Annotated in this window: 24 protein-coding genes; 11 read left to right on the top strand and 13 right to left on the bottom strand. The window is 74.4% G+C overall.

The window, feature by feature from the left end:
• The first annotated feature begins 151 nt into the window (after nucleotides 1–151).
• The 4 genes from BLT82_RS02235 (at nucleotide 152) to BLT82_RS02220 (ending at nucleotide 4,603) form a co-directional block, all read left to right on the top strand.
• On the top strand, nucleotides 152–529 hold the full coding sequence (locus tag BLT82_RS02235) for an STAS domain-containing protein (RefSeq protein WP_093652045.1): 378 nt from the start codon (nucleotides 152–154) through the stop codon (nucleotides 527–529).
• A 69-nt stretch (nucleotides 530–598) separates the two neighbouring features.
• The gene (locus tag BLT82_RS02230) at nucleotides 599–1,117 is read left to right on the top strand and encodes a MarR family winged helix-turn-helix transcriptional regulator (RefSeq protein WP_093652044.1); all 519 of its coding nucleotides are present in this window, start codon (nucleotides 599–601) and stop codon (nucleotides 1,115–1,117) included.
• A 290-nt stretch (nucleotides 1,118–1,407) separates the two neighbouring features.
• Nucleotides 1,408–3,531, top strand: a complete 2,124-nt coding sequence (locus BLT82_RS02225; protein ID WP_093652043.1) for an MMPL family transporter — start codon at nucleotides 1,408–1,410, stop codon at nucleotides 3,529–3,531.
• Nucleotides 3,532–3,598: 67 nt separating this feature from the next.
• A complete protein-coding gene (locus BLT82_RS02220; RefSeq protein WP_244291788.1) occupies nucleotides 3,599–4,603 on the top strand; it encodes a SigB/SigF/SigG family RNA polymerase sigma factor in 1,005 nt (334 codons plus the stop codon).
• 73 nt (nucleotides 4,604–4,676) lie between these two features.
• On the opposite strand, the gene BLT82_RS02215 is transcribed toward BLT82_RS02220, so the two are convergent.
• On the bottom strand, nucleotides 4,677–5,453 hold the full coding sequence (locus BLT82_RS02215) for a GAF domain-containing protein (protein ID WP_093652042.1): 777 nt from the start codon (nucleotides 5,451–5,453) through the stop codon (nucleotides 4,677–4,679).
• A 322-nt stretch (nucleotides 5,454–5,775) separates the two neighbouring features.
• On the opposite strand from BLT82_RS02215, the gene BLT82_RS02210 reads away from it, so the two are divergent.
• Together BLT82_RS02210 and BLT82_RS02205 are read left to right on the top strand one after the other, a co-directional pair.
• Entirely contained in the window at nucleotides 5,776–6,168 is a 393-nt protein-coding gene (locus BLT82_RS02210) for a DUF2267 domain-containing protein (protein ID WP_093652041.1), read from the top strand.
• A 148-nt stretch (nucleotides 6,169–6,316) separates the two neighbouring features.
• Nucleotides 6,317–7,195 carry a SigB/SigF/SigG family RNA polymerase sigma factor gene (locus BLT82_RS02205; RefSeq protein WP_244291787.1) on the top strand — a complete coding sequence of 293 codons (879 nt, stop codon included), beginning with the start codon at nucleotides 6,317–6,319 and terminating at the stop codon, nucleotides 7,193–7,195.
• Nucleotides 7,196–7,527: 332 nt separating this feature from the next.
• Here BLT82_RS02205 and BLT82_RS02200 read toward each other — a convergent pair whose 3' ends face one another.
• Both BLT82_RS02200 and BLT82_RS02195 read right to left on the bottom strand, forming a co-directional pair.
• Nucleotides 7,528–7,707: a hypothetical protein gene (locus BLT82_RS02200; protein ID WP_093652040.1), complete on the bottom strand. Its 180-nt coding sequence runs from the start codon at nucleotides 7,705–7,707 to the stop codon at nucleotides 7,528–7,530.
• A 213-nt stretch (nucleotides 7,708–7,920) separates the two neighbouring features.
• Nucleotides 7,921–8,091 (bottom strand): hydrophobic protein, encoded by a 171-nt coding sequence (locus tag BLT82_RS02195; RefSeq protein ID WP_093652039.1) that lies wholly within the window; start codon nucleotides 8,089–8,091, stop codon nucleotides 7,921–7,923.
• Nucleotides 8,092–8,343: 252 nt separating this feature from the next.
• On the opposite strand from BLT82_RS02195, the gene BLT82_RS02190 reads away from it, so the two are divergent.
• Nucleotides 8,344–8,706 (top strand): STAS domain-containing protein, encoded by a 363-nt coding sequence (locus BLT82_RS02190; protein ID WP_093652038.1) that lies wholly within the window; start codon nucleotides 8,344–8,346, stop codon nucleotides 8,704–8,706.
• A gap of 27 nt (nucleotides 8,707–8,733) precedes the next feature.
• Here the strand turns inward: BLT82_RS02190 and BLT82_RS02185 are convergent, their stop codons facing one another.
• The 6 genes from BLT82_RS02185 to BLT82_RS02160 form a co-directional block, all read right to left on the bottom strand.
• Nucleotides 8,734–9,171, bottom strand: coding sequence for an ATP-binding protein (locus tag BLT82_RS02185; protein WP_403948671.1), 438 nt, complete (start codon nucleotides 9,169–9,171; stop codon nucleotides 8,734–8,736).
• A gap of 112 nt (nucleotides 9,172–9,283) precedes the next feature.
• Nucleotides 9,284–9,790: a DUF6328 family protein gene (locus BLT82_RS02180; RefSeq protein WP_093652036.1), complete on the bottom strand. Its 507-nt coding sequence runs from the start codon at nucleotides 9,788–9,790 to the stop codon at nucleotides 9,284–9,286.
• Between the two features lie 182 nt (nucleotides 9,791–9,972).
• The gene (locus BLT82_RS02175; protein ID WP_093652035.1) at nucleotides 9,973–10,410 is read right to left on the bottom strand and encodes a response regulator; all 438 of its coding nucleotides are present in this window, start codon (nucleotides 10,408–10,410) and stop codon (nucleotides 9,973–9,975) included.
• Entirely contained in the window at nucleotides 10,407–12,122 is a 1,716-nt protein-coding gene (locus tag BLT82_RS02170) for a sensor histidine kinase (protein WP_093652034.1), read from the bottom strand. Before BLT82_RS02170 ends, BLT82_RS02175 begins: the two co-directional genes overlap by 4 nt.
• Nucleotides 12,119–13,324, bottom strand: coding sequence for a PP2C family protein-serine/threonine phosphatase (locus BLT82_RS02165; protein ID WP_244291786.1), 1,206 nt, complete (start codon nucleotides 13,322–13,324; stop codon nucleotides 12,119–12,121). Before BLT82_RS02165 ends, BLT82_RS02170 begins: the two co-directional genes overlap by 4 nt.
• A gap of 429 nt (nucleotides 13,325–13,753) precedes the next feature.
• Nucleotides 13,754–14,155 (bottom strand): hypothetical protein, encoded by a 402-nt coding sequence (locus BLT82_RS02160; RefSeq protein ID WP_093652032.1) that lies wholly within the window; start codon nucleotides 14,153–14,155, stop codon nucleotides 13,754–13,756.
• 423 nt (nucleotides 14,156–14,578) lie between these two features.
• Between BLT82_RS02160 and BLT82_RS02155 the strand changes: the two genes are divergently transcribed.
• The 4 genes from BLT82_RS02155 (at nucleotide 14,579) to BLT82_RS02140 (ending at nucleotide 19,157) form a co-directional block, all read left to right on the top strand.
• Entirely contained in the window at nucleotides 14,579–15,283 is a 705-nt protein-coding gene (locus BLT82_RS02155; protein WP_244291785.1) for an RNA polymerase sigma factor, read from the top strand.
• A 142-nt stretch (nucleotides 15,284–15,425) separates the two neighbouring features.
• Nucleotides 15,426–16,649, top strand: a complete 1,224-nt coding sequence (locus BLT82_RS02150) for a lycopene cyclase family protein (protein WP_093652031.1) — start codon at nucleotides 15,426–15,428, stop codon at nucleotides 16,647–16,649.
• A gap of 86 nt (nucleotides 16,650–16,735) precedes the next feature.
• Complete coding sequence (locus BLT82_RS02145; RefSeq protein WP_093652030.1) at nucleotides 16,736–17,464, top strand: class I SAM-dependent methyltransferase; 729 nt, start codon at nucleotides 16,736–16,738, stop codon at nucleotides 17,462–17,464.
• A 97-nt stretch (nucleotides 17,465–17,561) separates the two neighbouring features.
• On the top strand, nucleotides 17,562–19,157 hold the full coding sequence (locus BLT82_RS02140) for an FAD-dependent oxidoreductase (RefSeq protein WP_244291784.1): 1,596 nt from the start codon (nucleotides 17,562–17,564) through the stop codon (nucleotides 19,155–19,157).
• A 14-nt stretch (nucleotides 19,158–19,171) separates the two neighbouring features.
• On the opposite strand, the gene BLT82_RS02135 is transcribed toward BLT82_RS02140, so the two are convergent.
• From BLT82_RS02135 to BLT82_RS02120, 4 genes are read right to left on the bottom strand one after another with little or no spacing between them, the layout of a single operon-like run.
• The gene (locus tag BLT82_RS02135) at nucleotides 19,172–20,236 is read right to left on the bottom strand and encodes a Rieske (2Fe-2S) protein (RefSeq protein WP_093652029.1); all 1,065 of its coding nucleotides are present in this window, start codon (nucleotides 20,234–20,236) and stop codon (nucleotides 19,172–19,174) included.
• The gene (locus BLT82_RS02130) at nucleotides 20,233–21,249 is read right to left on the bottom strand and encodes a phytoene/squalene synthase family protein (protein ID WP_244291783.1); all 1,017 of its coding nucleotides are present in this window, start codon (nucleotides 21,247–21,249) and stop codon (nucleotides 20,233–20,235) included. Before BLT82_RS02130 ends, BLT82_RS02135 begins: the two co-directional genes overlap by 4 nt.
• The gene (gene crtI, locus BLT82_RS02125; RefSeq protein ID WP_093652028.1) at nucleotides 21,246–22,898 is read right to left on the bottom strand and encodes a phytoene desaturase family protein; all 1,653 of its coding nucleotides are present in this window, start codon (nucleotides 22,896–22,898) and stop codon (nucleotides 21,246–21,248) included. The genes BLT82_RS02130 and crtI overlap by 4 nt, the downstream gene beginning before the upstream one ends.
• Entirely contained in the window at nucleotides 22,895–24,310 is a 1,416-nt protein-coding gene (locus BLT82_RS02120) for a polyprenyl synthetase family protein (RefSeq protein WP_093652027.1), read from the bottom strand. The genes crtI and BLT82_RS02120 overlap by 4 nt, the downstream gene beginning before the upstream one ends.
• Nucleotides 24,311–24,492: the final 182 nt, after the last annotated feature.

Raw genomic sequence — 24,492 nt, 5'->3', positions numbered from 1 at the left:
CGTGACAATGATGTCCGGACGGAAACTCAGCCGGGGGAGGTGTGCGAACGGCGGCACGGGGCACACGTGCTCCGGTCAGCACGGGTGTGTGCGACCCACACCGCGGCGCCCGTAGCGGACGCGGCCGAACGAAACATCCGAAAGCGGAGGCGTGCCCCCCATGGAACAGAACCTGGACGTCGAGGTCGGGATCCACGACCCCAGCACGGCGGTGGTGACCATCCGCGGCGAACTGGACGTGGACACGGCGACGCTGCTCCACCACCACCTGGCGAACCAGGCGCTCCACGGCCGCCGCCACCTCGTACTGGACCTGTCCGCCGTCGGCTTCATGGACTCCTCGGGGCTGAACGTGCTGATACGGGCCACCCGCGAGACCCGGGCCACGGGCGGCGATCTGCACCTCGCCGCTCCGACACCGCCCGTCGCCAAGCTGTTCGACCTCACCGGACTGAGTCTGACGACGGCGGTCCACCCCGACGTGGCGGCGGCGCTCACCGCCGTCAAGGGGGCGGGGACCCCGTCCTGACGGGCGCCCCGAGGCGGCCGGCGGACCCGGCGACGCAGGAGGCCGTGCGCCGGTCTATAGGCTGAGCGTGTGGCGAGTACGAACGAGACGGGGCCGGCGGACACCGCCACCGCCTCCACCCGAAGCGGCGGGACAGCGGGTGCCGCGGGCCCCGGTCTGCAGGCGTTCGCCGTGCAGCTGCGCCGTATGAACGGCGAGATGAACCGGCTGGTCCACGCGTTCGCCGCCACCCAGGGACTGCACGCCACCGACGTCCAGGCGCTCGCCGCGATCCTGGACTCCGACGCCCCGCTGACCCCCGGGCGGCTGCGGGAGCACCTCGGACTGACCTCCGGTGCCGTGACGGCATGCCTCGACCGGCTGGAGCGGGCGGGCCACATCCGCAGATCCCGCGACAGCAAGGACCGCCGGGTCGTCCATCTGCACTACGCGGCACACGGAAGGTCCGCCGCCCGTGCGCACTTCCTGCCGCTCGCCGAGGCGACGGCCCGGGCCCGGGAGGGCTTCAGCGGTGACGAACTGGCCGTCGTGCTGCGCTTCCTGAACGCGATGAACGAGGAGCTGGACCGGCTGTCCGACCGCGGCTGACCCCCAAAGGGCCGTCAGGGGCCGTCGGCCGCGGACCTCTGCCGGACCGCGGGGCGCCCGCCGGACCGCGGGCATTCCGACGCGACCGCGGGGCATCCGCCGGCGGCCATTCCGCCGAAGAGGAGGACGGCGACGCGCCGCGCGTGGGCGGGCGGCTCCCGCCGGAAGGCCCGGCCCGGAGTACCCCCTCACCCGGACCGGGGCCGGCGCATGCCAAACTATTTCAATCATTGAGATAGTCGATGAGTGAAACACCCGTGGGTGAAACACGCACACGAACCGGGAGTGCCATGTCCCCCTCCTCACGACTGGCCCGCAGGCTGGTACCGCTCCTCCTGCTGGTCGCCTGGCTCGGCTGCGGCGCCGTCCTCGGCCCGTACGCCGGAAAGCTCGGCGAGGTCGCCACCAACGACCAGGCGGCCTTCCTGCCCCGCAGCGCCGAGTCCACTCGGGTCGTCGACGCCCAGGAGGCGTTCCGGCGGGACGAGACCCTCCCGGCGATCGTCGTCTGGACCGTCGAGGACGGCGGAACCGTGGACCCGGCGACGCAACGGTCGGCGACCGAGGCCCTGGCCTCGGTCGAGGGCGCGCCCGGCACCGCGGGCCCCGTGTCCCCCGCCCTCCCCGCCGAGGACGGCCGGGCCCTCCAGGGCGTCGTCCAGCTCCGGCCCGACCTGGGCGAGGAACTCCCCGGCGTCCTGGCGGCGTTGCGCGAGGCGGCGGACCGGGTTCCCGGCACGGCGGCCCACATCGCCGGGCCGGCCGCCACGCAGGCCGATCTGTCCGACGCCTTCGCGGGGATCGACGGCCTGCTGCTCGGGGTCGCCCTCGCCACCGTGCTGCTGATCCTGCTGCTCGTGTACCGCAGCCTGCTGCTGCCGCTGGTGGTGATCGCCGGCGCGGTCCTCGCCCTCGGCCTGGCCTGCGCCGTCGTCTACGCGCTCGCCGACCGCGACGTGGTGCGGGTCGACGGCCAGGTGCAGGGCATCCTCTCCATCCTCGTCATCGGCGCCGCCACCGACTACGCGCTCCTGCTGACGGCTCGCTACCGGGAGGAACTGGCCGGGAACCGGGACCGGTTCGCCGCCATGCGAGCCGCGCTGCGCCGGTCCACCGGGCCCGTCGTGGCGAGTGCGGCCACCGTCGCCCTCGGGCTCCTCGCACTCCTCTTCAGCGATCTGACCAACAACCGCGCCCTCGGCCCGGTCGGCGCCATCGGCATCGTCTGCGCCGTCTTCAGCACCCTCACCTTCCTGCCGGCCGTGCTGGTCCTGCTCGGGCGGGCCGCGTACTGGCCCGCCCGCCCCGGGCAGCCGGCCGGCGACGGCACATCGGGGCGGGGCATCTGGTCCCGCGTCGCCGCGCTGGTGGACCGCGCCCCGCGCAAGGTCTGGGCGGCCACGCTCGCCGGACTGCTGGCGTGTGCGGCCTTCGCCCCCGGCCTCGTGGCCAAGGGGGTGCCCCTGGACGAGATCTTCGTGAACGACGCGCCGTCCGTCACCGCGCAGGCCGTCCTCGGCGAGCACTTCCCGGGCGGCTCGGGCAACCCGGCCGTCGTCGTCGCCGACGCCGGCCGCGTCGGCGAGGTGACGGCCGCCGCCGCCGCGACCGACGGCGTGGACTCCGCCGCCCCCGCGACCGCGTCCGAGCGTCCGGGCGCCGGAGAGCCGCTGGTGGCCGGCGGGAAGGTCCGGATCGACGTCACCCTGGAGGACGCCGCCGACAGCGACGCCGCCAAGGACACGGTGGTTCGGTTGCGCGAGGCGGTGCACGCCGTACCCGGCGCGGACGCCCTGGTGGGCGGATACACGGCGCAGCAGTACGACACCCAGCGGACCGCCGAGCGCGACCGCCTGCTGATCGTGCCGGTCGTGCTCGTGGTCATCCTGCTCATCCTCGTCGCGCTGCTCCGGTCCGTGCTGGTGCCGGTGCTGCTCGTGGCGACGGTCGCCCTCAACTTCCTCGCGACGCTGGGCGTCTCGGCGCTGGTGTTCCAGGACGTGTTCGGGTTCTCGGGCACCGATGCCTCGGTGCCGCTGTACGGGTTCGTGTTCCTGGTGGCCCTCGGAGTGGACTACAACATCTTCCTGATGTCCCGGGTCCGCGAGGAGTCCCTCCTGCACGGCACGCGCGCGGGCGTCCTGCGCGGGCTCACCGCGACCGGCGGGGTCATCACCTCCGCGGGCGTCGTGCTCGCCGCGACCTTCGCCGCGCTCGCCGTCATCCCCCTGGCGTTCCTGGTCCAGATCGCCTTCATCGTCGCCTTCGGAGTCCTGCTCGACACCCTCGTCGTCCGGTCCCTGCTGGTCCCGGCGCTCGTCAGGGACATCGGCCGCGCGGCCTGGTGGCCGGGGCGGCTGAGCCGCGAGCCGGTGCGCGAGGCGCCGCCCCGGGTGGGGGCGGACATCACGTGAACCGGCTCGGGACCACATTTGTGTCACTCCACGTGTAGGCATCGTCACCACGGGTAGTCGCGCTTGCGTGTCGCGCTCGTGGCGGCCGCGGGCGCCCCTGAGGAATGGAGCCTGCGATGACGAGCCCGACGACGCACAGCCCGCGCAACTCTTCACCCGGGCGGCGCGGATACGCGGCAGCGGACCGGCAGAGCCCGGTCCCGCTGCCGCGTCCCGCGCCGCGCGGCGGTCCGCCCTCGAAGGACCGGACGGACCGGACGCCTTCGACGAACTGGACGCCCTGGACGGCGTCACGGACCTCACCGCGCTCGCACCCGCGGACGCCCGCGCCCTGTCCAAGCCGCTGTTCGAACGGCTGGACGCGCTGGAGGAGGGCACGCCCGAGTACTCGTACGTCCGCAACACGCTCGTGGAGCTCAATCCGGCCCTGGTACGCCACGCCGCCGGGCGTCTGCACATCCGCCGCGAGTCCTGGGAGGACGTCATGCAGGTGGGCACCGTCGGCCTCATCAAGGCCATCAACCGCTTCGACCCGACGCGCGGCGTCGAGTTCACCACGTACGCCCTGCCCACCATCACCGGCGAGATCAAACGGTACTTCCGCGACCACGTCTGGGCGGTACGGGTGCCGCGCCGGCAGCAGGAGCTCCGGCTGACCCTGCGGACCGCCGGGTCGGCACTGGAGCAGGAGCTGGGCCGGCCGCCGACCTGCGCCGAGCTCGCCGAGCACCTCGGCATCGAGGCGGGGGACGTCGACCGGGGGCTGCAGGCGGCCAACGGGTACCGGGCCACCTCCCTGGACGCCCCCGTCGACGACGGGGATCCGGCGGACGCCCTCGCCGACCACGTCCGCTTCGACGACGAGGAACTGGAGCGCGTGGAGAACCTGACCGCGCTCGGTCCGCTCGTCGCGGCGCTCCCGGAGCGTGAACGCACGATCATCACGCTGCGGTTCGGCCACGACATGAGCCAGTCCCGGATCGGCGCCGAGCTCGGGATCTCGCAGATGCACGTGTCGCGGCTGCTCAACCGCGCACTGACCCGGCTGCGCGCGCAACTGACGCGGGACTGAGCGGGCGGCGCGGCGCCGGCCCGGTGCGTCACCGGCCGGCCCCACCGCCCACCGGATCGCGGGAGCTGCCCGGCTACGGGAGCGCCGCGTGCGCCCCGGGGCCGGTGGCGGCCGGCACCGGACGACCCGCTCCCGGTGCGGGCACGTCGTGCGCGAGGGCGTCCCGCGGCTGCAGCAGGGCGTCGGACACGTCCAGCAGGGAGAGCCCGTCCCGCGCACCGGCGGCCTGGAGCATGGACAGCGCCTCGGCCACCGGGCACTCCTCACGCGCCGCGAGGTACCCGGCGGCCTGATGGATGCGCTCCCAGCGCGCCGCCCGTGTGTCGGTGGTCCACACCGGGCAGTCGCACTCGTCGCTGCCGTGCACGGCACGCCAGCGCAGCAGCGCGTCGAGTGCGAGACCGGCGGCATGCTGGCCTTCGGCGATATGAGCGTCCGTCACCTCGGTACGGCCGGTGTAGTACAGGCAGATCACACCGACCGGCGTGTGCTGGACGTACATCGGGAGCGCCAGCACCTGGCGGACGTCGGCGAGTCCGTCACTGAGCGGCGATCCTGCGCGGCACGACGCCCGGCGCATGTCGCGCACATGGACGGGCCGCATGCGCAGGGCGGCGCTGACGGACGGACCGTCACCGAGGGTGAACTGCGTGGCCTCGCCGCGCAGGGCCGGTTCGTCGGTGGCGTGGAGCAGCCGCCAGTGCTCCATACGGGGCAGGAACGACAGGGCCGCCCGCTGGGCACCGAGCGACTGGGTGAAGGCGGCGCACAGCCGCTGCGGCAGGGTTCGGCGGCCGACCGCAGCGGCGACCGAGACGTCATGAACGATCGACGGTGATTCCTCCAGCATGTTCACTTTCCCTTCGGCCGTGGCTGCCACGGGGCAGCGCCCCGCAGGCGGTTGCGGAACGGCCGTTCCGGACGCCCGGGGACGCCCGTTCGTCTACCACGCACCCGGGGACCTCATGTGCGTTCCGTCCGTTCTGTCCCGCGCCGGGCACGTCACGAGGGGACTCCGGTCGGCCCGCGACCGGGCTCCGCTGGGCCGTTCGGGTCATGCCGCCCCGCGCGGGGTGATTACCGTCCGCCGTCACGGGTAGCCGGATGATCACGTTCAGTGGCCGCACTGTTCCGGCGCGGGCCGGCAGAACGACCACGGCAAGGAGCGCGCTATGAAGAGCCGATTGGAAGCGTTGCTGGACCAGGTGCGGGAACGGGGCCGGTACGTCAGGCGGCAGGAGGCCGCCCGGGCCGTCGAGAGCGTCCTGGACGTCCTGGGCGCCCATCTCGTGGGCGACGACCGCAGCGATCTCGCCCGACTGCTGCCGCACCAGTGCGGCCCGCTGCTGACGGGCGGCCCGCCGGCGAGCGAACCCCTCACCCCCCGGGGCTTCGTCGAAGCGGTCGCGGCCCGCGACCACGGCGACTTCGGCGAGGCCCGGCGCGCCGTCACGGCCGTGCTCGGCATCGTGGCCGAGGTGGCGGACGACGCCCTTCTGCGCCGGATCCTTACCCAACTCCCCCCGGGGCACGCGGGGTTGTTCGGCCGTACGGAGCCGGTGTGAGCGGGGCGGGAGTGACGGGCGGGCCCTCGCCGGACGTGGCTCACGAAAACATCCGCCGGATCGGCACACCAACACGAATGCACTCCGATATCCCGGGTATGCGGACCGAGCACGGGGGTCGGAGATACGGACGACAGGGGTGGATGGCATGGCAGCCGTGACCGCAGCGACAACCGCGGCACAGGAGACGACTTCGGCGATCGGCGCGATCGGGATCGAGCCGATCGCGGACCCGTCCAAGGTGGCTCCCCAGGATGCACGCGACCTCTCCCGTCAGTTCTTCGCCCGGCTGGCGCAGCTCGAAGAGGGGACGCCCGAATACCAGTACGTGCGCAACACCCTCATCGAGATGAACCTCTCGCTGGTCAGGTACGCGGCGGGCCGCTTCCGCAGCAGGGGCGCGGACGAGATGGAGGACATCGTCCAGGTCGGCACGATCGGTCTGATCAAGGCCATCGACCGGTTCGACCTGTCCCGCGCGGTGGAGTTCACCACCTTCGCCGTGCCCTGCATCGTGGGCGAGATCAAGCGCTTCTTCCGGGACACGAGCTGGGCCGTGCACGTCCCCCGCCGGCTCCAGGAGGCCCGCGTCGAGCTGGCCAAGGCCACCGAGGAACTGCGCAGCCGGCTCGGCCGGACGCCCACGGTGAAGGAGCTCTCCGAGCTGATGTCCCTCCCGGAGGAGGACGTCATCGAGGCCCGCAAGGCCTCCAACGCCTACAACTCCGCTTCCCTGGACGCCGCCCTCAGCGGCGACACCGCCCAGGACAGCGAGGCTGCCCTCGCCGACTTCATCGGCGAGGAGGAGGCCGCGCTCGAGCTCATCGAGGACTTCCACTCCCTCGCTCCCCTGGTCGCCGAGCTCGAGGACCGCGACCGCCAGATCCTGCACCTCCGCTTCGTCGAGGAGCTCACGCAGGCCCAGATCGGCGAGCAGCTGGGCATCTCCCAGATGCATGTCTCACGGCTGCTGACCCGCATCATCAAGCGGCTCCGCGCCGGCCTGCTGGAGACCGGCACGGGCTGAACCGCCGGACGCGCGCACCACGCAAAGACACAGGCACGATCGGCGGCGGCCCCCCTGCCCGGCAAGGGCGAGGGGGCCGCCGCCGTCTGCCTGCCGCGGACCGAGGCGGGTTCGGGCGCCACGGATGCGGGCGTCGCCGGGCTCGGGCCGTGCGCAGGCGAGCGCCGCGCGGCGTCGAGTGGGGCGGACGGCACGTCGTCGCCGGCGGCGGGCTGCCGGAGACGCGGAGTCCCGGGCGCTCCGTTCCCGCCCGAGGTGGCCCTTCGGACGGACACCGTCCGAAGGGCCCCGCACCGTCCAACGGGCCCCGCGGTCCCGCCGCTTGCCGGCCCTCAGTCCCCGCCGTGCTCCGAGGGCTCCGAGGTCTCGACGACGAGGAACACGTCCCCTTCCAAGTCCATGACCACCGTGGCGGACGCGCCCCGTTCGCGACGGCGGGCGGCGCACTCCTCCGCCGGCCACGAGCCGCGCGGGCCACCGGCAGGAAATGCCTCGACGACTTTGCCGACCATGCCTGTTCACTCCTGTTCCCGTTCATCGGAATCCCCGCGCCCATTCCGGGTTCCCCGCCCCAAGACCGTTAAGGGACCGGCGCGGACCCGAATACGGAACACAGCCGGATTCGCGAGTACGCGACACGGCCGGAATCGCGAGCGGAAGACAATCGGGGCCCCGACCGTGCGTCGGGGCCCCGATGATTCACACGCGCGCCGCGCGCGCCACCGCTACCAGCGGTACCAGCGGCCGCGTCGGCCGCCGGCCGCCGCCGGACGGATCACGAAGCCGAGCAGCCACACCACCAGAACGATGACCGCGATCCACCACAGTGCCTTGAGTGCGAAGCCCGCGCCGAAGAGAAGCAGGGCGAGCAGCAGAACGAGCAGCAAAGGAACCACTTCTATCAACCTCCCGGAATCCGCTTACCCGGGATCGCACGCCACACGCGAGTTTCATTTCCCTTTTCCGCGGGGCGCTTTGCTCCAGGGGAAGTCCGGACGCGCCGGAAAACTCGGCGGGTTGAATCCATGGGGAATACGTTGCGGGCGGTACGGCGTGCCGTCGCACGGTGCGAACCCTCCGGCCGGAACCGCCCGGACGGGCGGGCCCCTGACTACCGGAGCGGTCCGGGGACGGGCATACTCGCCACCATGGACGCGAGCAGCGAAGACCAGTCCCGCATCGACGTCGGGGGCCGGCAGGCCGCAGGGGGTCCGGTGAGCGTCCAGTACGCGGCCGGAGAGGCCTGGGTGATCGCCGCCCGCGGCGATCTGGACCTGACCAGTCTTCCGCCTCTGGACGACGCACTGACCTCGGCGTCGGCGGAGCACTCCAAGGTGATCCTCGACGTCTCCGCCGTCACCTTCGGCGACTCGGCCTTCCTGAACCTGCTGCTGCGCGTCCACCAGAACGCGCACCTGCGCATCGCGAAGCCGCAGCCTCAGCTGCGGCGGCTGCTGGAGATCACGGGAGCCGACCAGGTCCTGGACGTCAGCGACGACCTGGTGCCGTGACCGGCGGAGGCGCCGGGTGCCGGGCGGTCACGCGAAGGAGACGCGTACCGTGACGCGCTTGCCGACCGGCTCGCGCTCCACGGTGAAGCCCTCGCACAGGGCCAGGACGATCTCCAGACCGTGCTGGCCCACCCGCCCCGGGTCGGCGGCACGCGCCAGGGGGAGGGTGGTGCTGCTGTCCCACACGGTGACCTCGACGCCGGAGGGGATCCTTTCCAGATCGAGGGCGCACGGCCCGTGGGCGTACTTGCACGCGTTGGTCACCAGCTCCGACACGATCAGCTGGACGGCACCCACCGCCTCCGAAGCGGGGTCCAGGCCGTGCCTGTCCACCAGGAACCGCGTGGCGAAGCCCCGGGCCTCGGCGATGCACCCCGGGCCGCCGTCGTAGACGGCGCCCGCCCACGCGTCTCCGGCCCATGCCGCGGCTGCGCCGTGGCCCGTCCCGATCACACTCGCACTCATCTGCCGGTCGTCCGTTCGTCCCTGCCGTCCCTGGGTCGGCGGTCTCCTACCCCGAATCCGCGCGACGGCACCTCCCGGCGTGACGGAATCGAAAACAGGTGCGTCCGGCGGGTCAGTCCCGGGACGTATGACGCCTGCGCGCCCAGAACGGCAGGGCGAACCAGCACAGCAGGTACCAGGCCAGGACCCCGGAGACCACCCAGGGGACGAACGCGTCGTGCGTGGCGGCCCGCAGGATGAGGAACAGCGCGGAGGTGAGCGTGGCGAGCAGCAGGACGATCCCGGTGAACGTCAGCCTCGACGCCCAGACGACGGCATGCGGCTTGATGCGGCGACCGGAGACGATCCGGTGCAGCGCGACGGGCCCGATGAGCGCCCCGGTCGCGAGGGCCCCCAGGACGACCGTGATGAGGTAGATCGTCTTGTCGGTCTCCCCCAGGCGCTGGAAGTGGGGCGTGAACACCACCGTGAGGAGGAAGCCGAACAGGATCTGGACCCCGGTCTGCGTGACGCGTATCTCCTGGATGAGCTCCTGCCAGCGCCGGTCGGCGCGTTCGTCCGCCGTCTCCCGTCTTCCTTCGGCGCGGTCTGCGTGCTCGGTTGCCTGACCGGGGTTCATGGGCGCTCCTTCGCGGGCACGGTGCGCACTGCCGCGCATCGTTCGGGTGACGTTCGTCAGCCACCCGTTTGCCCCCGGTTCGCCTGGGGAATCCTCGACCGCGACTTCTCCGCTCCTGCCCCTCCCCTCCGCGCCGCACCGGGGCTCCGGAGCCCGCGTCCGGGTGCGCGAAGGGACTCCCGTCAGGAGCGGGGCAGCCGTACGACGGTGACGAAGAAGTCGTCGATCTTCCTGATCGCGGCGATGAACTGCTCCAGGTCCACCGGCTTGGTGACATAGGCGCTGGCGTGGAGCTGGTAGCTGCGCAGGATGTCCTCCTCCGCCGCGGACGTCGTCAGCACCACCACGGGGATGTGGGTGAGGTCCGAGTCCGCCTTGATGCGTTCGAGCACCTGGCGTCCGTCGTACTTGGGCAGATTGAGGTCGAGGAGGATGAGGTCGGGGCGCGGGGCGTCCTGGTGGGCGCCGCGCCGGTAGAGGAAGTCCAGCGCCTCCTCGCCGTCGCGCACGACGTGCAGCGTGTTGCCGATCTTGTTGTCCTCGAACGCCTCGCGGGTCATCAGCTCGTCGCCCGGGTCGTCCTCGACGAGGAGGACCTCGATGGGCTTGGTGGCGTTCATACGTGATCTCCTGTGGTGAGGGGCGCGCGGCCGGCCGGGGACGGACCGGCTCCGGGGGACTCCGGCCCGGCGCCCTGGGGCTCCGTCGCGGCCGGGGGTTCCTCCACGGAGACGGCGGGCAGTGTGAAGTGGATCCGCGTCCCCTCGCTCTGCCCGGTGTCGATCCAGATGCGCCCGCCGTGGTGCTCCACGATCTTCTTGCAGAGAGCCAGGCCTATGCCCGTGCCGGTGTAGGCGTCCCGGCCGTGGAGCCGCTGGAAGATCACGAAGACCTTCTCCGCGAACTCCTCGGGGATGCCGATGCCGTTGTCGTCGACACAGTAGTGCCAGGCCGGGGCCTCGCCGTCGTTGTCCGGCTCGACGGTGACGCGGACGACCGGCGGGCGGTCGGGGGCCCGGAACTTCACGGCGTTGCCGATCAGGTTCTGCCACAGCATCGTCAGCAGCATCGGGTCGCCGGTGATGGTGTGGAGGCCGTCGGGGCGCTCGACGACCGCTCCCGCCTCCTCCACGGACGTACCGAGATTGGCCAGGGCCCCGTCGAGCGCGGGGTCCATGCCCACGGTGTCGCTTGCGTCGTTGACCCGTCCGACCCGGGAGTAGGTCAGCAGGTCGTTGATCAGGACCTGCATGCGCTTGGCGCCGTCGACGGCGAAGTCGATGTACTGCTTGGCCCGGTCGTCGAGCTGGTCCCCGTACCGCTTCTCCAGCAGCTGGCAGAAGGAGGCGACCTTGCGGAGCGGCTCCTGCAGGTCGTGCGAGGCGACGTAGGCGAACTGCTCCAACTCGGCGTTGGAGCGGCGCAGTTCCACCGTCTGTTCGTCGAGTACGGCCGTGCGCCGGGCGAGGAGCTCCTCGCGCTGCTGCGAGGCCTTCAGGGCGTCGAGGACACGGACCCGCATGGCCTCCACGGCAGCGGCGAGGTGCCGGGTCTCCGCCGATCCGCCCGGCTCGATGCGGTGGTCGAAGTCGCCGTCGGCGACCCGCTGGGCCGCCGTCCGCAGCCCGCCGAGCGGCCGTCCGACGGCCCGGTGCAGCACGACCACCAGAACCGCCGCGAACACGACGAAGGCGGCCAGCATCCCGGTGAGGGCCCAGTTGTGGCCGGTGCGGGTGCGGTGCATCTCCGCCCTGGCGCTGGACCGTTCGGCGGTCAGGGTCTCGTTCAGGTCGTCGAACCGCTCACGCAGCCGGTCGAAGGCGACCTTGCTCGACTGCAGTTCCGTCGTCGCTGACGAGGGCAGGGCTCCCCGGCGGGCCCGTTCCACGAGCGGTTCGGCGTGGCCGGTCCGCCAGCTCTCGGCCGTCTCCGCGGTCCGGGAGACGACGGCGAGCAGCGCCGGGTCGCCGGCGAGCGCCTCGCGCAGGGCACGTTCGGCGGACTCCTCCTCCCTCTGGCCCTGTGTGTAGGGCTCCAGCCAGCGGGGGTCCTGGCTCAGGACGAAGCCTCGCACCCCGGTCTCCTGGTCGAGAAGCGCCTTCTGCAGCCTGTACGCGTCCACACGGGCGGGCTGGATGCGGTCGACGAGGTCGTCCGACTCGGCGGCCGTCCGGGAGAGCAGCTGCGCGCCCACCACGGCGAAGCCCGTCACCACGACGAGGATGGCGGCCAGGACGATGCCCAGCCACATGGGGACGGTCAGCCCGGCGCGCCGCCGGGCCCACACGGACGGTGCACCGGTCGGGGTCCGACGGTCTTCGTGGCTGGTCACTTCTGCTCGTTCCATTCGAGGTGGAGGAGGGCGACGTCGTCGCTGTGCCCGCCGTGGTCGGCCGAGAGGGCCCGCGTCTCCGAGATCACGGCGGTGACGAACTCCTCGGCGGAACGGCCGGTGTACCGGCCGGCGAGGGCGAGCAGGCCGTCCTCGCCGAGCCGCCGCCCGTCGGCGCTGACGCGTCCTTCGAAGAGCCCGTCCGTGAAAAGGGCCAGGCCCCCGGCGGCCGGCAGGTCCAGATGGTCCTCCCGCCAGTGGCAGCGGCCGTCGGGGAGCAGGCCGAGCGCCGGGCCGACGGCGGTCTCGACGAGCCGCACTCCCGCAGGTTCCCGCAGCAGCAGCGGCGGATGCCCGGCGCGGACCACCTTGGCCTTCGTCATGCCGGGGGGCAGTTCCACCGTCGTGACGGTGGCGAAGATCTCGGGGCCGGTCCGCTCGGCCACCAGGACCTTCTGCATGAGTTCACACACGCCGGTGCCGGTGACCCCGGCGAGGGTGAAGGAGCGCCAGGCCACGCGGAGGCACACGCCGAGGGCGGCCTCGTCGGGGCCGTGGCCGGAGACATCGCCGATGACGGCGTGGACCGTGCCGTCCGGGGCCTCCACGACGTCGTAGAAGTCGCCGCTGAGCAGGCCCAGGGACCGGCTGGGTTCGTACCGCGACACGACCTGCACCCCGGCGCCGTGCAGCAGCGGCGAGGGCAGCAGACCCCGTTCGAGCCGGGCGTTCTCCTGGGCGCGCATGCGGCTGGCCTCCAGGGCCATGGCCGCCTGCTCGATCTGGCGCCGCTGCACCGCGTATCTGACCGACCGTGCCAGCACGGTGGGTTCGAAGACGCCCTTGATCAGGTAGTCCTGGGCGCCCGCAGCGACGGCGGAGAGTCCCACGCCCTCCTCGGCGAGCCCCGTCAGCACGACGACCGCCGCGCGGGGCGACTCGGCGAGCACCTGACCGACGACGTCCAGGCCCTGGGCGTCGGGGAGGTGGAGATCGAGCAGGACGCACCGGGCGGGAGCGCCGTGCTCGCCGCTCAGCTCCCTCCGCGCCTCGGCCAGGGAGCGGGCGCGGGTGAGCCGGACCGCGAGGCCGCTGTCCCGGAGGGTCTCCTCCACCAGCAGCGCGTCGCCGTCGTCGTCCTCGACGAGCAGGACCGTCAGGTAGGGGTCGTCGCCGCCGGCCGCGAGGTCGGCCGGTGACACACGGGCCAGAGGCACCTGCGGGACCGGTGCCCTCGGCCCCGGCACCTCCGGGCCTTGCCCGCCGACAGGGCTCCTCACAGCCGACCTCCCCTCCCCTCGGCCGCACGCGGGTCGTGGGGCGCAAGCAGAATACTTGCCGCTCGCGAATAATTGCACTCGCGTGGCTCCTGCTCGACCGTACCGTCCCGATCAGGTCAAACGGCGCGTGGATCTTGCCCGTTCACCCCCCGCACGGCCGTGGCGGCGGCCGGCGGCCGGCGTTCGCGACCCGGGTGGTGCCACGGCCCCGCAGAGCGCCCGCACCGGCCGCGGCCTGCTGCCGGCGTCCGGAACCGCGCCGGATTCCCCCGAAACGAACGGACCGAGGGATTCCGGAAAGGTGGCGGAGGTCACGCCCCACGGACGGGTCATGCCTCGGTGCCGCGCGGTTCATGCCCGAGTGCGGAGTGGGCCTTGTCTCACCGCTCGACGGCGGCGGCACCACACGGCGGCGGCCCCTGCGGCGGCAGCGGCAGCGGCGACGACGAGCAGGCGGGCGGCGCCGCCGGCGCGTTCCCCGCGGGCCGGTCGGCCGGTCTGCGGGGCCGGGTGCCGCCCGACGTCGGCCGCGCGCGCGAGGCGCACCCACACCCCCGGCGGCGGTGGTCCGACCAGGTCCGTCGGCGTCGCCGAGCGCAGCGCCCGGACGAGGCGCCGCAGCGAGCCGAGCTCACCGCGGCACGCGGCGCACGCGCGCAGGTGCTCCCGCACCCACGGAGCGGCTTCGTCGAGTCCGCCGTCGCCGCCCAGGGCGAGTTCGGCCAGGTCCGCCGGGTCCAGGTGCTCCGTCACCGGTCACCGATCGCCGTGCGCGCGGGACGCCGGGATCACGGGGACGGCGGCGCGCTCCCCGGACTGCACGGGGAGGCCGAGGTGCACCGGGCGGCGGCGAACGAGGGGAGTTCTGCAGTGCTTCGTCATGGAACGTCCTGTCATGGCGGCTCGATGCGGCAGGGGTCGCCGGGGGACCCGTCAACTCGTTCCGGCAGAGGACGGCGTCCGGATGCGGGCCGCGCCGTCCCGCCGAAAGGCGCCGCCGCTCTGGATTACGACGCAGAAACGCTGCAAGTTGTCCGCATACGGCGCGGTGACGAGTCTGACGGTGCTGCGGCGCACGGAAGCGCCCAGGCACTGCAGGCCCGGTCCGGCTCCAGGGAGCGGGCGGCGTGTCCGGAACCAGAGCCGGGGCGACGGCCCGGCACGAGGAGCCGAATCATGGTCCTTGTCGAATCCGCGAGGCCCCACCGCCCGTCCGCGGCGTCCGGGCCGGCCGGCCCCCGCCCCGCACCCGAGGCCCGCCCCGACTCCCCCCGGCCGGAACCCGGAACCCGCCGGGTCGGCGGTCACCCCGCTCCCGGCACGCACCCCGGCGACCCCCTCGACGACGCCGCGCTGGCGGCCGGATTCGTCGCGGGTGACGAGGGATCGCTCGAGGTCGTCTACCGCCGGTGGGGCTCCCTCGTGTACACCCTCGCCCGGCGGACCCTGGGGGACGAGCGCGAGGCGGAGGACGTGACCCAGCAGATCTTCCTCGCGGCCTGGCGGGGACGCCGCGGCTACCGACCGGGACGGGGCGGCCTCGCGGGCTGGCTGGTCGGCATCACCCGCCACAAGATCGCGGACGCCCTCGCGGCCCGCAGCCGGCGCGCCGAACTGGTCGCCGCCGCCGGGGCCTTCCTCGCCCCCGGGCCCGCGCCCACTGCCGGCACCGGCCCCGAACAGGCCGTGGACCGCGTGCTCGTGCTGCGCGCCCTGGAGGATCTGCCCTCCGCCCAGCAGCACGTCGTACGGCTCGCGTTCTACGCCGACCTCACCCAGACCCAGATCGCCGAGCGGACCGGAATCCCCCTCGGCACCGTCAAGAGCCATATGCGCCGCGCCCTGCTGTCGCTGCGCCGCGCGCTCGCGGCCTCGGCGTGAGGCGCGCTCCCGGCGCTCGGTCCGCGACACGCGCCCGGTGACTGCATCCGCCGGGGCTCCTTTCGCGGAAGCATCGGCGTCATGGCCCTCCCGGCTCCGGGAAGGCCGCAGCCGTGCCGTCACCGCCGCGGGAGGGACCACCGTGCACGACGTGGACGTCGTCATCGTCGGTGCGGGTGCGGCGGGTCTGTCCCTGGCCCGCCGGCTCACCGCACCGGGGCCGGACGCGGGGGCCGGTCAGCGCCCGTCCGTCGCGCTGGTCGACGCCCCGGCGGGGCCGCTGCGTCCGCCCCCGCGCACCTGGTGCTTCTGGGAGGAGCCCGGCGGCGAGTACGACGACGTCCTCGCGGCGAGCTGGGACCGGCTGAGGGTCACCGCTCCGGACGGCACGGCGGTGACCGCCCGGCCCGCGCCACTGCGCTACAAGATGATCCGCTCGGCGCACTTCGAGGAGCGCACCGGCGCGCTCCTGTCCCGGTCCGGCTGTCTGCGCTACGAGGCCGCCGTGGACCGGGTACGGGACCTGCCCGGCGGCGGCGCGGAAGTGCGCGGCCGGGACGGCACCGGCGCGGATTTCCGGCTGCGGGCCCGCTGGGCGTTCGACTCGCGGCCGCCGCGGCGGCCGCTCCCGGCCAGGACCACCCTGCTGCAGCACTTCCGCGGCTGGTTCGTCCGCACCGACCGCCCCCGGTTCGACGACGGCGTCGCCGACCTCATGGACTTCCGCACGCCGCAGCCCGGCCGGGGGCTGTCGTTCGGCTACGTCCTGCCGCTCGGCCCGCAGGAGGCCCTGGTGGAGTACACGGAGTTCTCCCCGTCCGTCCTGACCACCGCCGCGTACGAACGGGCCCTGCGCCACTACGCCGAGGACGTGCTGGGCCTCGGCCCGTTCCGCGTCACCGCCACCGAGCAGGGCGTGATCCCCATGACCGACGCGCGCTTCCCGCGCCGCTCGGGCAGATCCGTGTTCCCCATCGGTGCGGCGGGAGGCGCGACCCGGCCCGCCACCGGCTACACCTTCGCCGCGGCACAGCGCCACACCCGTGCGGTCGCGGACGCGCTGGCACGGGGCCGCACGCCGCTGGTACCAGCGCCGCACCCCTCGCGCTCCAGGCTCATGGACGCGGTGCTGCTGCGCGCCGTCGACACCGGGCGGGTGGACGGGGCCGCGTTCTTCACCGGGCTGTTCCGCGACGTGCCGGCTCACCGTCTGCTGCGCTTCCTCGACGGCGGCACCCACTGGTGGGAGGACGTCCTGATCGGGCTGCGCACCCCCGTACGGCCGATGCTCAGGACCGCGCTCGAACTCCCCCTGCTCCCCCGCCGCGCCCCGGTGCCCCCGGGACACCGGCGGCCCGACCGCTGAAGCGTGTCCTGGGACCGGCCCGCCGCCCGGCCACCAGGGCCCGTTGCCCCCTCCGCCGTCTCTTGCCGCCGTTCGAGGAGCCGCTCATGTCCCTGCTGCACGACGCCGACCTGTCGGCGGCGTTCGACCACGCCGCCCGGTCCTACGACCGTCTGGTCGCGGCCAACCCCGGCTACCACCGCCAGCTCCGGCGCTCCGCCCGCCGGCTCGGGCTGACGGGCGGGGGCGCGGGGAGCCGGCTGCTGGACCTCGGCTGCGGCACGGGGGCGTCCACCGCCGCGCTCCTCTCGGCCGCCCCGTACGCGGAGATCACGGCGGTGGACGCGTCGGCGGGGATGCTGGCGCGGGCCCGGCGCAAGTCCTGGCCCGGGAGCGTCTCGTTCGTCCACGCACCCGCCGAGGAACTCGCCGGGGCAGGGGTGACGGGACCGTTCGACGCCGTCCTCGCGGCCTATCTGTTCCGCAACGTCTCCGACCCGGACGAGGTGCTCTCCGAGGTGCGCGGCCTGCTGGCACCGGGCGGCCGTATCGCGGTCCACGAGTACACGCTGAGCGGCCGGCCGGTGCACCGCGCCCTCTGGACGGCGGTGTGCCGGGGGCTGGTGCTGCCCGTCGCCCGGTGCTCGGGGGACGGCTCGCTGTACGAGCACCTGTGGCGCAGTGTCGTCGAGTTCGACACGGCGGACGCGTTCGCGGCGCGGATGGAGAGGGCGGGGTTCACGGGCGTCCGGGTCCTGCCACTGCCCGGATGGCACACGGGCATCACGCACACGTTCGTGGCCCGGGTGCCGGCCGGGAAGGGGGAGGGCGCGTGAACGGCCGAGGAGGCACATGGACGGAGGAGAGGCGCGCATGGGCGGAGGCCGAGGACGCGGTGGCGGAGGGGAACGAATGGGAAGAGGAGGAGGACGCATGAGCGGCGGCGGACACGGCCGGGGCCGCGCGGGCGGCGCCGGTGCCGACGGCGGTGGAGGCGCGGTCGCCGGAGGCCGCGACCGCCACTCGCGCGTCCTGCCCGCCCGGCCCGGCCGGGCCCGGGTGGACGGGCCCGCTCCGCACGCCGGGATCGTCGGCGGCGGGATCGCCGGACTCGCTGCGGCCACCGCCCTGGCGGAGCGGGGAGTCGGCGTCACGCTCTACGAGCGCGACTACGGGCTGGGCGGCCGGCTCGCCGGCTGGCCCGTGGAGCTGGCCGACGGTTCCGTCGCCACCATGAGCCGCGGCTTCCACGCCTTCTTCCGGCAGTACTACAACCTGCGCGGGCTGCTGCGGCGCACGGACCCGGGCCTGCACTCGCTCACCCCGCTGCCGGACTACCCCCTGCGGCACAGCCGCGGCATGCTCGACAGCTTCGCACGCGTACCGCGCACCCCCCCGCTCAGTGCGCTGGGCTTCGTCGCGCTGAGCCCGTCGTTCGGCTGGCGCGGCCTCCTGCGGATGGACCCGGGGGCCGCGCTGCCCCTGCTGGACGTACGCGTGCCCGGGATCTACGAGCGGCTCGACGGGGTGAGCGCGGCGGACTTCCTCGCCCGGATCCGCTTCCCCGAGGCCGCGCAGCACCTCGCGTTCGAGGTCTTCTCCCGCAGCTTCTTCGCCGATCCCCGGGAGCTGTCGGCGGCGGAACTCGCGCTGATGTTCCACATCTACTTCCTCGGCTCCAGCGAAGGGCTGCTCTTCGACGTGCCCCGGGAGCCGTTCCCGCAGGCGCTGTGGGAGCCGCTGGCGGAGTATCTGCACCGCCACGGGGCCACGATCCGCACGGCGACGCCGGTGGAATCGGTCGAACCCGCGGGTGACGGACGGCTCAGGGTGACCGCGGCGGGCAGCACGGCCACGCACGACGCGGTGGTGCTCGCGCTGGACACGGCGGGGCTGAGGCAGGTGGTCGGGGCGTCGCCCGCGCTGGGCACGGCGCAGTGGCGGGGGCGCGTCGCGGCGCTGCGCACCGCGCCCCCGTTCCTGGTGTCCCGGTTCTGGCTGGACCGGCCCGTGGCCGCCGACCGTCCCGGATTCCTCGGCACGAGCGGCTACGGCGACCTGGACAACATCAGCGTGCTGGACCGCTGGGAGGGCGAGGCGCACCGGTGGGCGCTTCGGACGGGCGGTTCCGTGGTGGAGCTGCACGCCTACGCGGCCCGGACCGAGTTCGGCCGGGCGGCCGTACGGGACCGGCTGCTGGAACAGCTGCACCGCGTGTACCCGGAGACCCGCGGCGCCGGGGTGGTCGACGAGCGGCACGAATGGCGCGACGACTGCCCGCTGTTCCCCGTCGGCGGCCACGAGGCCCGGCCGACGGTCCGCACCCCCGACCCGGCGCTGATGGTGGCCGGGGACCTGGTCCGCACGAACCTGCCGGTCGCCCTCATGGAACGCGCCGCCACGAGCGGCTTCCTGGCGGCCAACGCCCTGCTCGCCCGCTGGGGCGTCCGCGGCCATCCCCTGCGCACGGTCCCCGCCCGGGGCCGCTCGGCGCTGCTGCGAGCACTGGTCGGCCTGGGGACGCGGTGATGCCGCCCCGCCGCTCAGCCCGGGTGACGGCCCGTGCTGCGCAGGTGCCAGCGGCGTTCCGCGTAGGCCAGGTCGTCGCGCCAGAGGCGGGCCGCCGCGGCACGCATCAGGGGACGCAGGGCGGGCGCCGCGGCGCGGGCGGCGGCGAAGCCGGGGCGGTCCGAGACCGCGACCACCGCCTCCACGACCGCGGTGCGCGGCCTGCCGAGAGGGTCGGGCCCCAGCGGTGTCGCATGGGTCTCGACGACGGAACCCGCTCCCTCGCCGCCCGTGATGTGCATGACCACCGTGCGGGGTTCGGGTGCCGTGAAGACCGCGGTGACCGGGACGACGACCCGTCCGGCGACCTTGAACGACACCTCCACCGTGAACCCGTCGCCCCCACCCGCCGGGCCGGAGTCCACGTCCGCTGCCGGTCCGGCTCCCGGGCCGGCGCCGGGGGCGTCGACCACCGTGAGATCGACGAACGAGTACGGGTGGAACCACGCACCGTGCCAGGGGTCGAGCCGGTTCGCCACCACGTCCTCCGGCTCGCAGACCCCCGTGCCGCTGTACACGGCCGCCACCGACGCCGCCGCCCGCGGCCGTACCGGCAGCACCGGCCGGTCCAGCGGCCCCTCGCCGCCGGCCGCGTCCAGCCGTACCCAGGCCAGCACGCCGTCGTCGTACGCCGGGAACGGCTCCCAGCCCGCGAACGGCCCGCCGTCCAGGGCCAGTCCGTGCCAGTGGCAGACGAGCGTTCCGCAGCGCACACGGCTGTCGCGCAGCGGCGCGCCGAGGTGGGGGCAGGCGCCCGGCCCGGCGACGAGCCGTCCCTCCGCGTCCCGCCAGGCGACCACTTCGACGCCGGCGACGGTCCGGCCGAAAGGGGCGCCCGGCCGGACGGCGCGGGCGTCGCCGAGGACGTACCAGTTGCCCGACGGGCGGGCGAGAGCGCGCTTGAGAGCGCTGTCGATCAGAGCCGGGCGGGCGTCCCGCCAGGTGGGACGCTGGCGCTCCCAGGCGGTGGCGGAGCGGCGCAGCCGCAGGGGAAGGCCTCCGCGGCGCGGGCCGGTGCCGGGCGTCGGGCGGCGCGTCATACGGTCGTCTCCTCCACGGTCGGTGCGAACGCCTCGCGCCGCCCGGCCCGTTCGGGCCCGGCCGGCCTCGCCGGACGGCGCGGTGCCGTGAGCCGGGCGGCGGCCACCCGGGCCAGTCCGTCGAGCGCGACCGCCGCCCGGCGGACCGGCGGGACGACGGCGCGGCGGTGCACACAGGCGTAGCCGTCGTCGGCAATGGCCGCCAGGATGCCGCCGTACAGGACGAACGCGGTCCGGATGCACGGCCTGGACACCGGGTCCAGCATGGGCAGTCCGGGCGCCGCCTCCCGGTACACGCTCCGGGTGAGCCCGGCGGCGGCCCTGAGGGCCGCGGTGATGCGGGGATCGCGGCGCCCCGTGGTGCGGCTCCAGAGCAGCAGGCCCCGGTCCACGCCGTGCGCGGCGAGCAGGTCGGCGGGGAGGTAGACGCGTCCGCGGTCCAGGTCCTCGCCGACGTCGCGCAGGAAGTTGGTCAGCTGGAAGGCGACTCCGAGGGCCGCGGCGTGCGGAGCGGCCTCCTCGCGCGGGACGACCGTGCCGAGGACGGGCAGCATCTGCAGCCCGATCACGGCGGCGGAACCGTGCATGTAGCGGCGCAGTTCGCCGTAGTCGGCGTAGTCCGTCACCTCCAGGTCGCTCCGCATCGACGCGAGGAAGTCGGTGAAGTGGCGGTGGTCGATGCCGTAGCGGCGGGCGGTGTGCGCGAGTGCGTGGACGACGGGCTCCGGGCTGCTGCCGAGGCGCAGCCCGGAGTCGAGGCGTTCCGTCAGCCGCCGCAGCGCGTCCGCGCGCTCGGCGGTGGTCGCGTCGCTGTCGAGGTCGTCCACGATGTCGTCGGCCCAGCGGGCGAAGCCGTACAGCGCGTGGACGGCGGGGCGCCGTTCGACCGGGAGCAGCCGGGTCGCGAGGAAGTACGTCCTGCCGTGACGGGCGTTGAGCCGGCGGCAGTCGGTGTACGCGGCGCGCAGGGCGGGGTCGGTGATCCCGGCTGCGTCGAGTTCACGGCGCGTCATGCGGTTCCGCCTTCCGCGGTGCGGTTGTTCTCCGGAGTGCGGCGGTCGCCGGCCGTGGCGGTGCCGGGCGGGGCCACCGCCCGGTTCGCGCCGGAGCTCCGGCGGTCGTTCGCCGCGGTGTGCGGACGGTGCGCCCCCGTGGCGTGCCCGGGCGCTCTCCCGGCGGGCCGGTGCGCCCCGGTGATACGGGCGGCAGCGAGCTTCCCGGAGATCAGGACGGTGGGCACGCCGACGCCGGGTGTGGTGCCGCAGCCCGCGATGACGGCGTTCTCCGTGCCGTTCACGAGGTTGCGCGGCCGGAACGGCCCGGTCTGGGCGAAGGTGTGCGCGACGGAGAACGGGGTGCCCGCCGCATGGCCCCGACGGGTCCAGTCGGCGGGTGTGACCAGGCACTCCTCCTCGATGGCCGCCTCGATGCCGGTGAGGCCGCGGCGGTCGAGCTCGGCGAGCAGGCCGGCCCGGTAGCGGGGGGCGAGATCCTGCCAGTGTGCCGCGTCGGGGCCGATGTCCGTGTTGGGGCAGGGCGCCAGGATGTAGTGGACGTGCCGCCCGGGCGGCGCGAGGTCGGGGTCGGTGGCGGTGGGCCGGGTGATGAGGAGCGACGGGTCCGTCATCGGGCGCCCGGTGCGGGTCAGTTCGCGGAACGTGCTCTTCCAGGCGGCGCCGAACGAGATCGTGTGGTGCGCCAGGTGCGGCCAGGTGCGGTCGGTGCCGGCGTGCAGGACGACCGCGGACGGCGAGTGGCGCAGCGCGAGCGGCCGGCGGGGCTCTCGGCCGAGGAGCCGGTAGGTGACGGGCAGGTCGGGGGTGAGGACCACGGCGTCGCAGGGCAGCCGCTCCCGGTCGGTCACGACCGCGGTGACGCGTTCGCCGGTGCGCTCAAGCCGTGTGACGGTCCTTCCGTACAGGAAGGCCGCGCCCGCGTCGGCCGCGGCGCCGGCCATGGCGCGGGGCACCGCGTGCACTCCGCCCCTCGGGAAGTGGACCCCGGCGACGGTGTCCATGTAGGCGATCACCGCGTAGGCGGCGAGGGCGCGGGACGGGGCGACTCCGGCGTACAGGGACTGGAACGAGAAGACCCGGCGCAGGCGTTCGTCACGGATGAAGCGCCCGATCGCGGCGTCGAGACGGCCGAAGCCGCCGAGTGCGGCGAGACGGGCGAGGTCGGGGGTGAGCACGTGCAGCGGCGAGTCGAAGTTGGCGTCGATGAACCGCCCCATCTGGGCCCGGTACAGCTTCTCCAGCCAGCCGCGCAGGCGCCGGTAGCCGACCGCGTCCCGCGCGCCTGCGAATCGCTCGATCTCCGCCTCCATGGCCTCGGGCCGGGTGTGCACGTCCAGGACGCTGCCGTCGGCGAACCCGGCCCGGTAGGCGGGATGCAGCGGGACGAGTTCCAGCCGCTCCTCCAGCGAGCCGCCGACCGCCGCGAAGGCGTCGGCGAGGAGTTCGGGCATGGTGACGACGGTCGGGCCGGTGTCGAAGCGGTAGCCGCCCCGGTCGATCCGGCCCGCGCGGCCACCGGGCAGGGCGTCGCGCTCGACGACGGTGACGCTGCGCCCCGCGCCGAGGAGGTAGAGGGCGGCGGACAGGCCCGCGAGCCCGGCCCCGACCACCACGACATGGTCCGTGCGGCCCCTGACGGTCCTCACCGGCTGCTCCTGTCCGCGGTCGTGCCCGACGGCCGCCGCGACGCCGGTCCGCCGGCCGGGCGAGCCTGCCGGTCCGGCGCGTGCGCGGGCTGCGTGCTCGCCGCACCCGGCGCGGAGGCGGCGGGCGCGGCGTGGGGGACGGCGGCCGCGGATGCGGCGGACGCCGGACGGGCGGGGCCCGTGGGGGCGGCGGCCTCGGCGAGCAGCGTCCGCAGCCGGAGTGCCGGCGCCGGTTCCAGGGCGACCGCGTCCAGCCTGCGTTCACCGGCGGCGCGGAGCCGTTCGATCCGTTCCTCCGCGGCCGCCAGGGCACCGGTCTCCCTGAGGACCTCGCGCACCCGCTGCAGCCGGGCCTCCGTCAGGTCCGCGTTCCCGAGGGAGCTCTCGAGGACCGACAGCGCGGCGCGGCTCCCGTGGGACTCGGCCCGGGCCCGGGCGATCGCGACGAGATACGTGAGCTTCCCCGAGCGTATGTCGTCGCCCGACGGCTTGCCGGTGACGAGGGGGTCGCCGAACACGCCCTCGATGTCGTCGCGGAGCTGGAAGGCGGTACCGGCGTACCGGCCCGCCTCGCACAGGTCGAGCACCGTCCGCGGGTCGGCGCCCGCGGCCGCCGCACCGAGGGCCAGGGGCCTCGCGACCGTGTACAGCGCGGTCTTGAGGCAGGCGGTGCGGATCGCCCGGGCGGCGGAACGGGATCCGGTCGCCTGGCCGTGGAGGTCCAGGTACTGCCCCGCCACCATCTCGGTGCGCATGGCCCGCCAGTTCTCCAGCACCCCGGACCGCACGGCGGCGTGGCCGAAGTCGGTCGCGGCGACGATGTCGTCGGCCCAGGCCAGGGCGAGGTCGCCCGCCAGGATCGCGGCCGAGGAAGCGAAGGGGGCCGCCGCGGTGCCCGGGGACGCGGTACCGGGGTACCGGGCCACCAGCCGGGCGTGGAACGACGGCCCGCCCCTGCGGCGCGGCGAGCCGTCCATCACGTCGTCGTGGACGAGGGCGCAGGTCTGGATCAGCTCAAGCGCCGCGGCCGTGCGGAGCGCCGCGGGCGTCTCCGGCCCCGCTCCCCCGCAGGCCCGCATCGCCCACCACAGGAACTGGGAGCGCATCCGCCCCCCTCCGCCCAGTGTGAACCGCGCGACGGGCGCGGCCACATCGTCGGCGAACACGCCGTCGAGCGCGGCGGCGCCCGCCACCCGCTCCCCCAGCAGGCGCTCCAGCTCCCGTCCCACCGCAGCGGGAACGTCTGCGTCGACCAGGACGGGGACCTCGGCGTCCACCGCCACGGGGTCCCCGGCGCCCACCACAACGGCCGGGCCGGCGTCCGGCCGCTCGCACAAGGGCACAGCCGTGTCGGAGGCCGTCCCGAAGTTCGGCACGGTCGGGGTCGATGCGGGTGCCCCGGATTGGTGCATGCGGTCCTCCGGTCGGTCGGCTGCTCTCACCCGTCCTTCCGCGGACGGGCGGCGTTCGGATGCGCCTGCGGTGCGCCGCGCGCGGCGGGGGACTTGCGCGGCGGCGGCGTCGGGTGCCGATCAGTCGACCACGCGCGTGGGGCGATCGACGGCAGCACACGGGCGGACCGCCACCCGCTTCC

The sequence above is a fragment of the Streptomyces wuyuanensis genome, from assembly GCF_900103455.1.
Lineage (GTDB): Bacteria > Actinomycetota > Actinomycetes > Streptomycetales > Streptomycetaceae > Streptomyces > Streptomyces wuyuanensis.
This window is presented reverse-complemented; position numbering and strand designations above follow the sequence as displayed.

Bases quoted from the DNA above. Each gene is read 5' to 3' on its own strand.
- BLT82_RS02225 (WP_093652043.1), top strand. From the start codon at position 1,408: ATGTCCCCCTCCTCACGACTGGCCCGCAGGCTGGTACCGCTCCTCCTG.
- BLT82_RS02215 (WP_093652042.1), bottom strand. From the start codon at position 5,453: ATGCTGGAGGAATCACCGTCGATCGTTCATGACGTCTCGGTCGCCGCT.
- BLT82_RS02210 (WP_093652041.1), top strand. From the start codon at position 5,776: ATGAAGAGCCGATTGGAAGCGTTGCTGGACCAGGTGCGGGAACGGGGC.
- BLT82_RS02205 (WP_244291787.1), top strand. From the start codon at position 6,317: ATGGCAGCCGTGACCGCAGCGACAACCGCGGCACAGGAGACGACTTCG.
- BLT82_RS02200 (WP_093652040.1), bottom strand. From the start codon at position 7,707: ATGGTCGGCAAAGTCGTCGAGGCATTTCCTGCCGGTGGCCCGCGCGGC.
- BLT82_RS02190 (WP_093652038.1), top strand. From the start codon at position 8,344: ATGGACGCGAGCAGCGAAGACCAGTCCCGCATCGACGTCGGGGGCCGG.
- BLT82_RS02185 (WP_403948671.1), bottom strand. From the start codon at position 9,171: ATGAGTGCGAGTGTGATCGGGACGGGCCACGGCGCAGCCGCGGCATGG.
- BLT82_RS02180 (WP_093652036.1), bottom strand. From the start codon at position 9,790: ATGAACCCCGGTCAGGCAACCGAGCACGCAGACCGCGCCGAAGGAAGA.
- BLT82_RS02175 (WP_093652035.1), bottom strand. From the start codon at position 10,410: ATGAACGCCACCAAGCCCATCGAGGTCCTCCTCGTCGAGGACGACCCG.
- BLT82_RS02155 (WP_244291785.1), top strand. From the start codon at position 14,579: ATGGTCCTTGTCGAATCCGCGAGGCCCCACCGCCCGTCCGCGGCGTCC.
- BLT82_RS02145 (WP_093652030.1), top strand. From the start codon at position 16,736: ATGTCCCTGCTGCACGACGCCGACCTGTCGGCGGCGTTCGACCACGCC.
- BLT82_RS02140 (WP_244291784.1), top strand. From the start codon at position 17,562: ATGAGCGGCGGCGGACACGGCCGGGGCCGCGCGGGCGGCGCCGGTGCC.
- BLT82_RS02135 (WP_093652029.1), bottom strand. From the start codon at position 20,236: ATGACGCGCCGCCCGACGCCCGGCACCGGCCCGCGCCGCGGAGGCCTT.
- BLT82_RS02130 (WP_244291783.1), bottom strand. From the start codon at position 21,249: ATGACGCGCCGTGAACTCGACGCAGCCGGGATCACCGACCCCGCCCTG.
- BLT82_RS02120 (WP_093652027.1), bottom strand. From the start codon at position 24,310: ATGCACCAATCCGGGGCACCCGCATCGACCCCGACCGTGCCGAACTTC.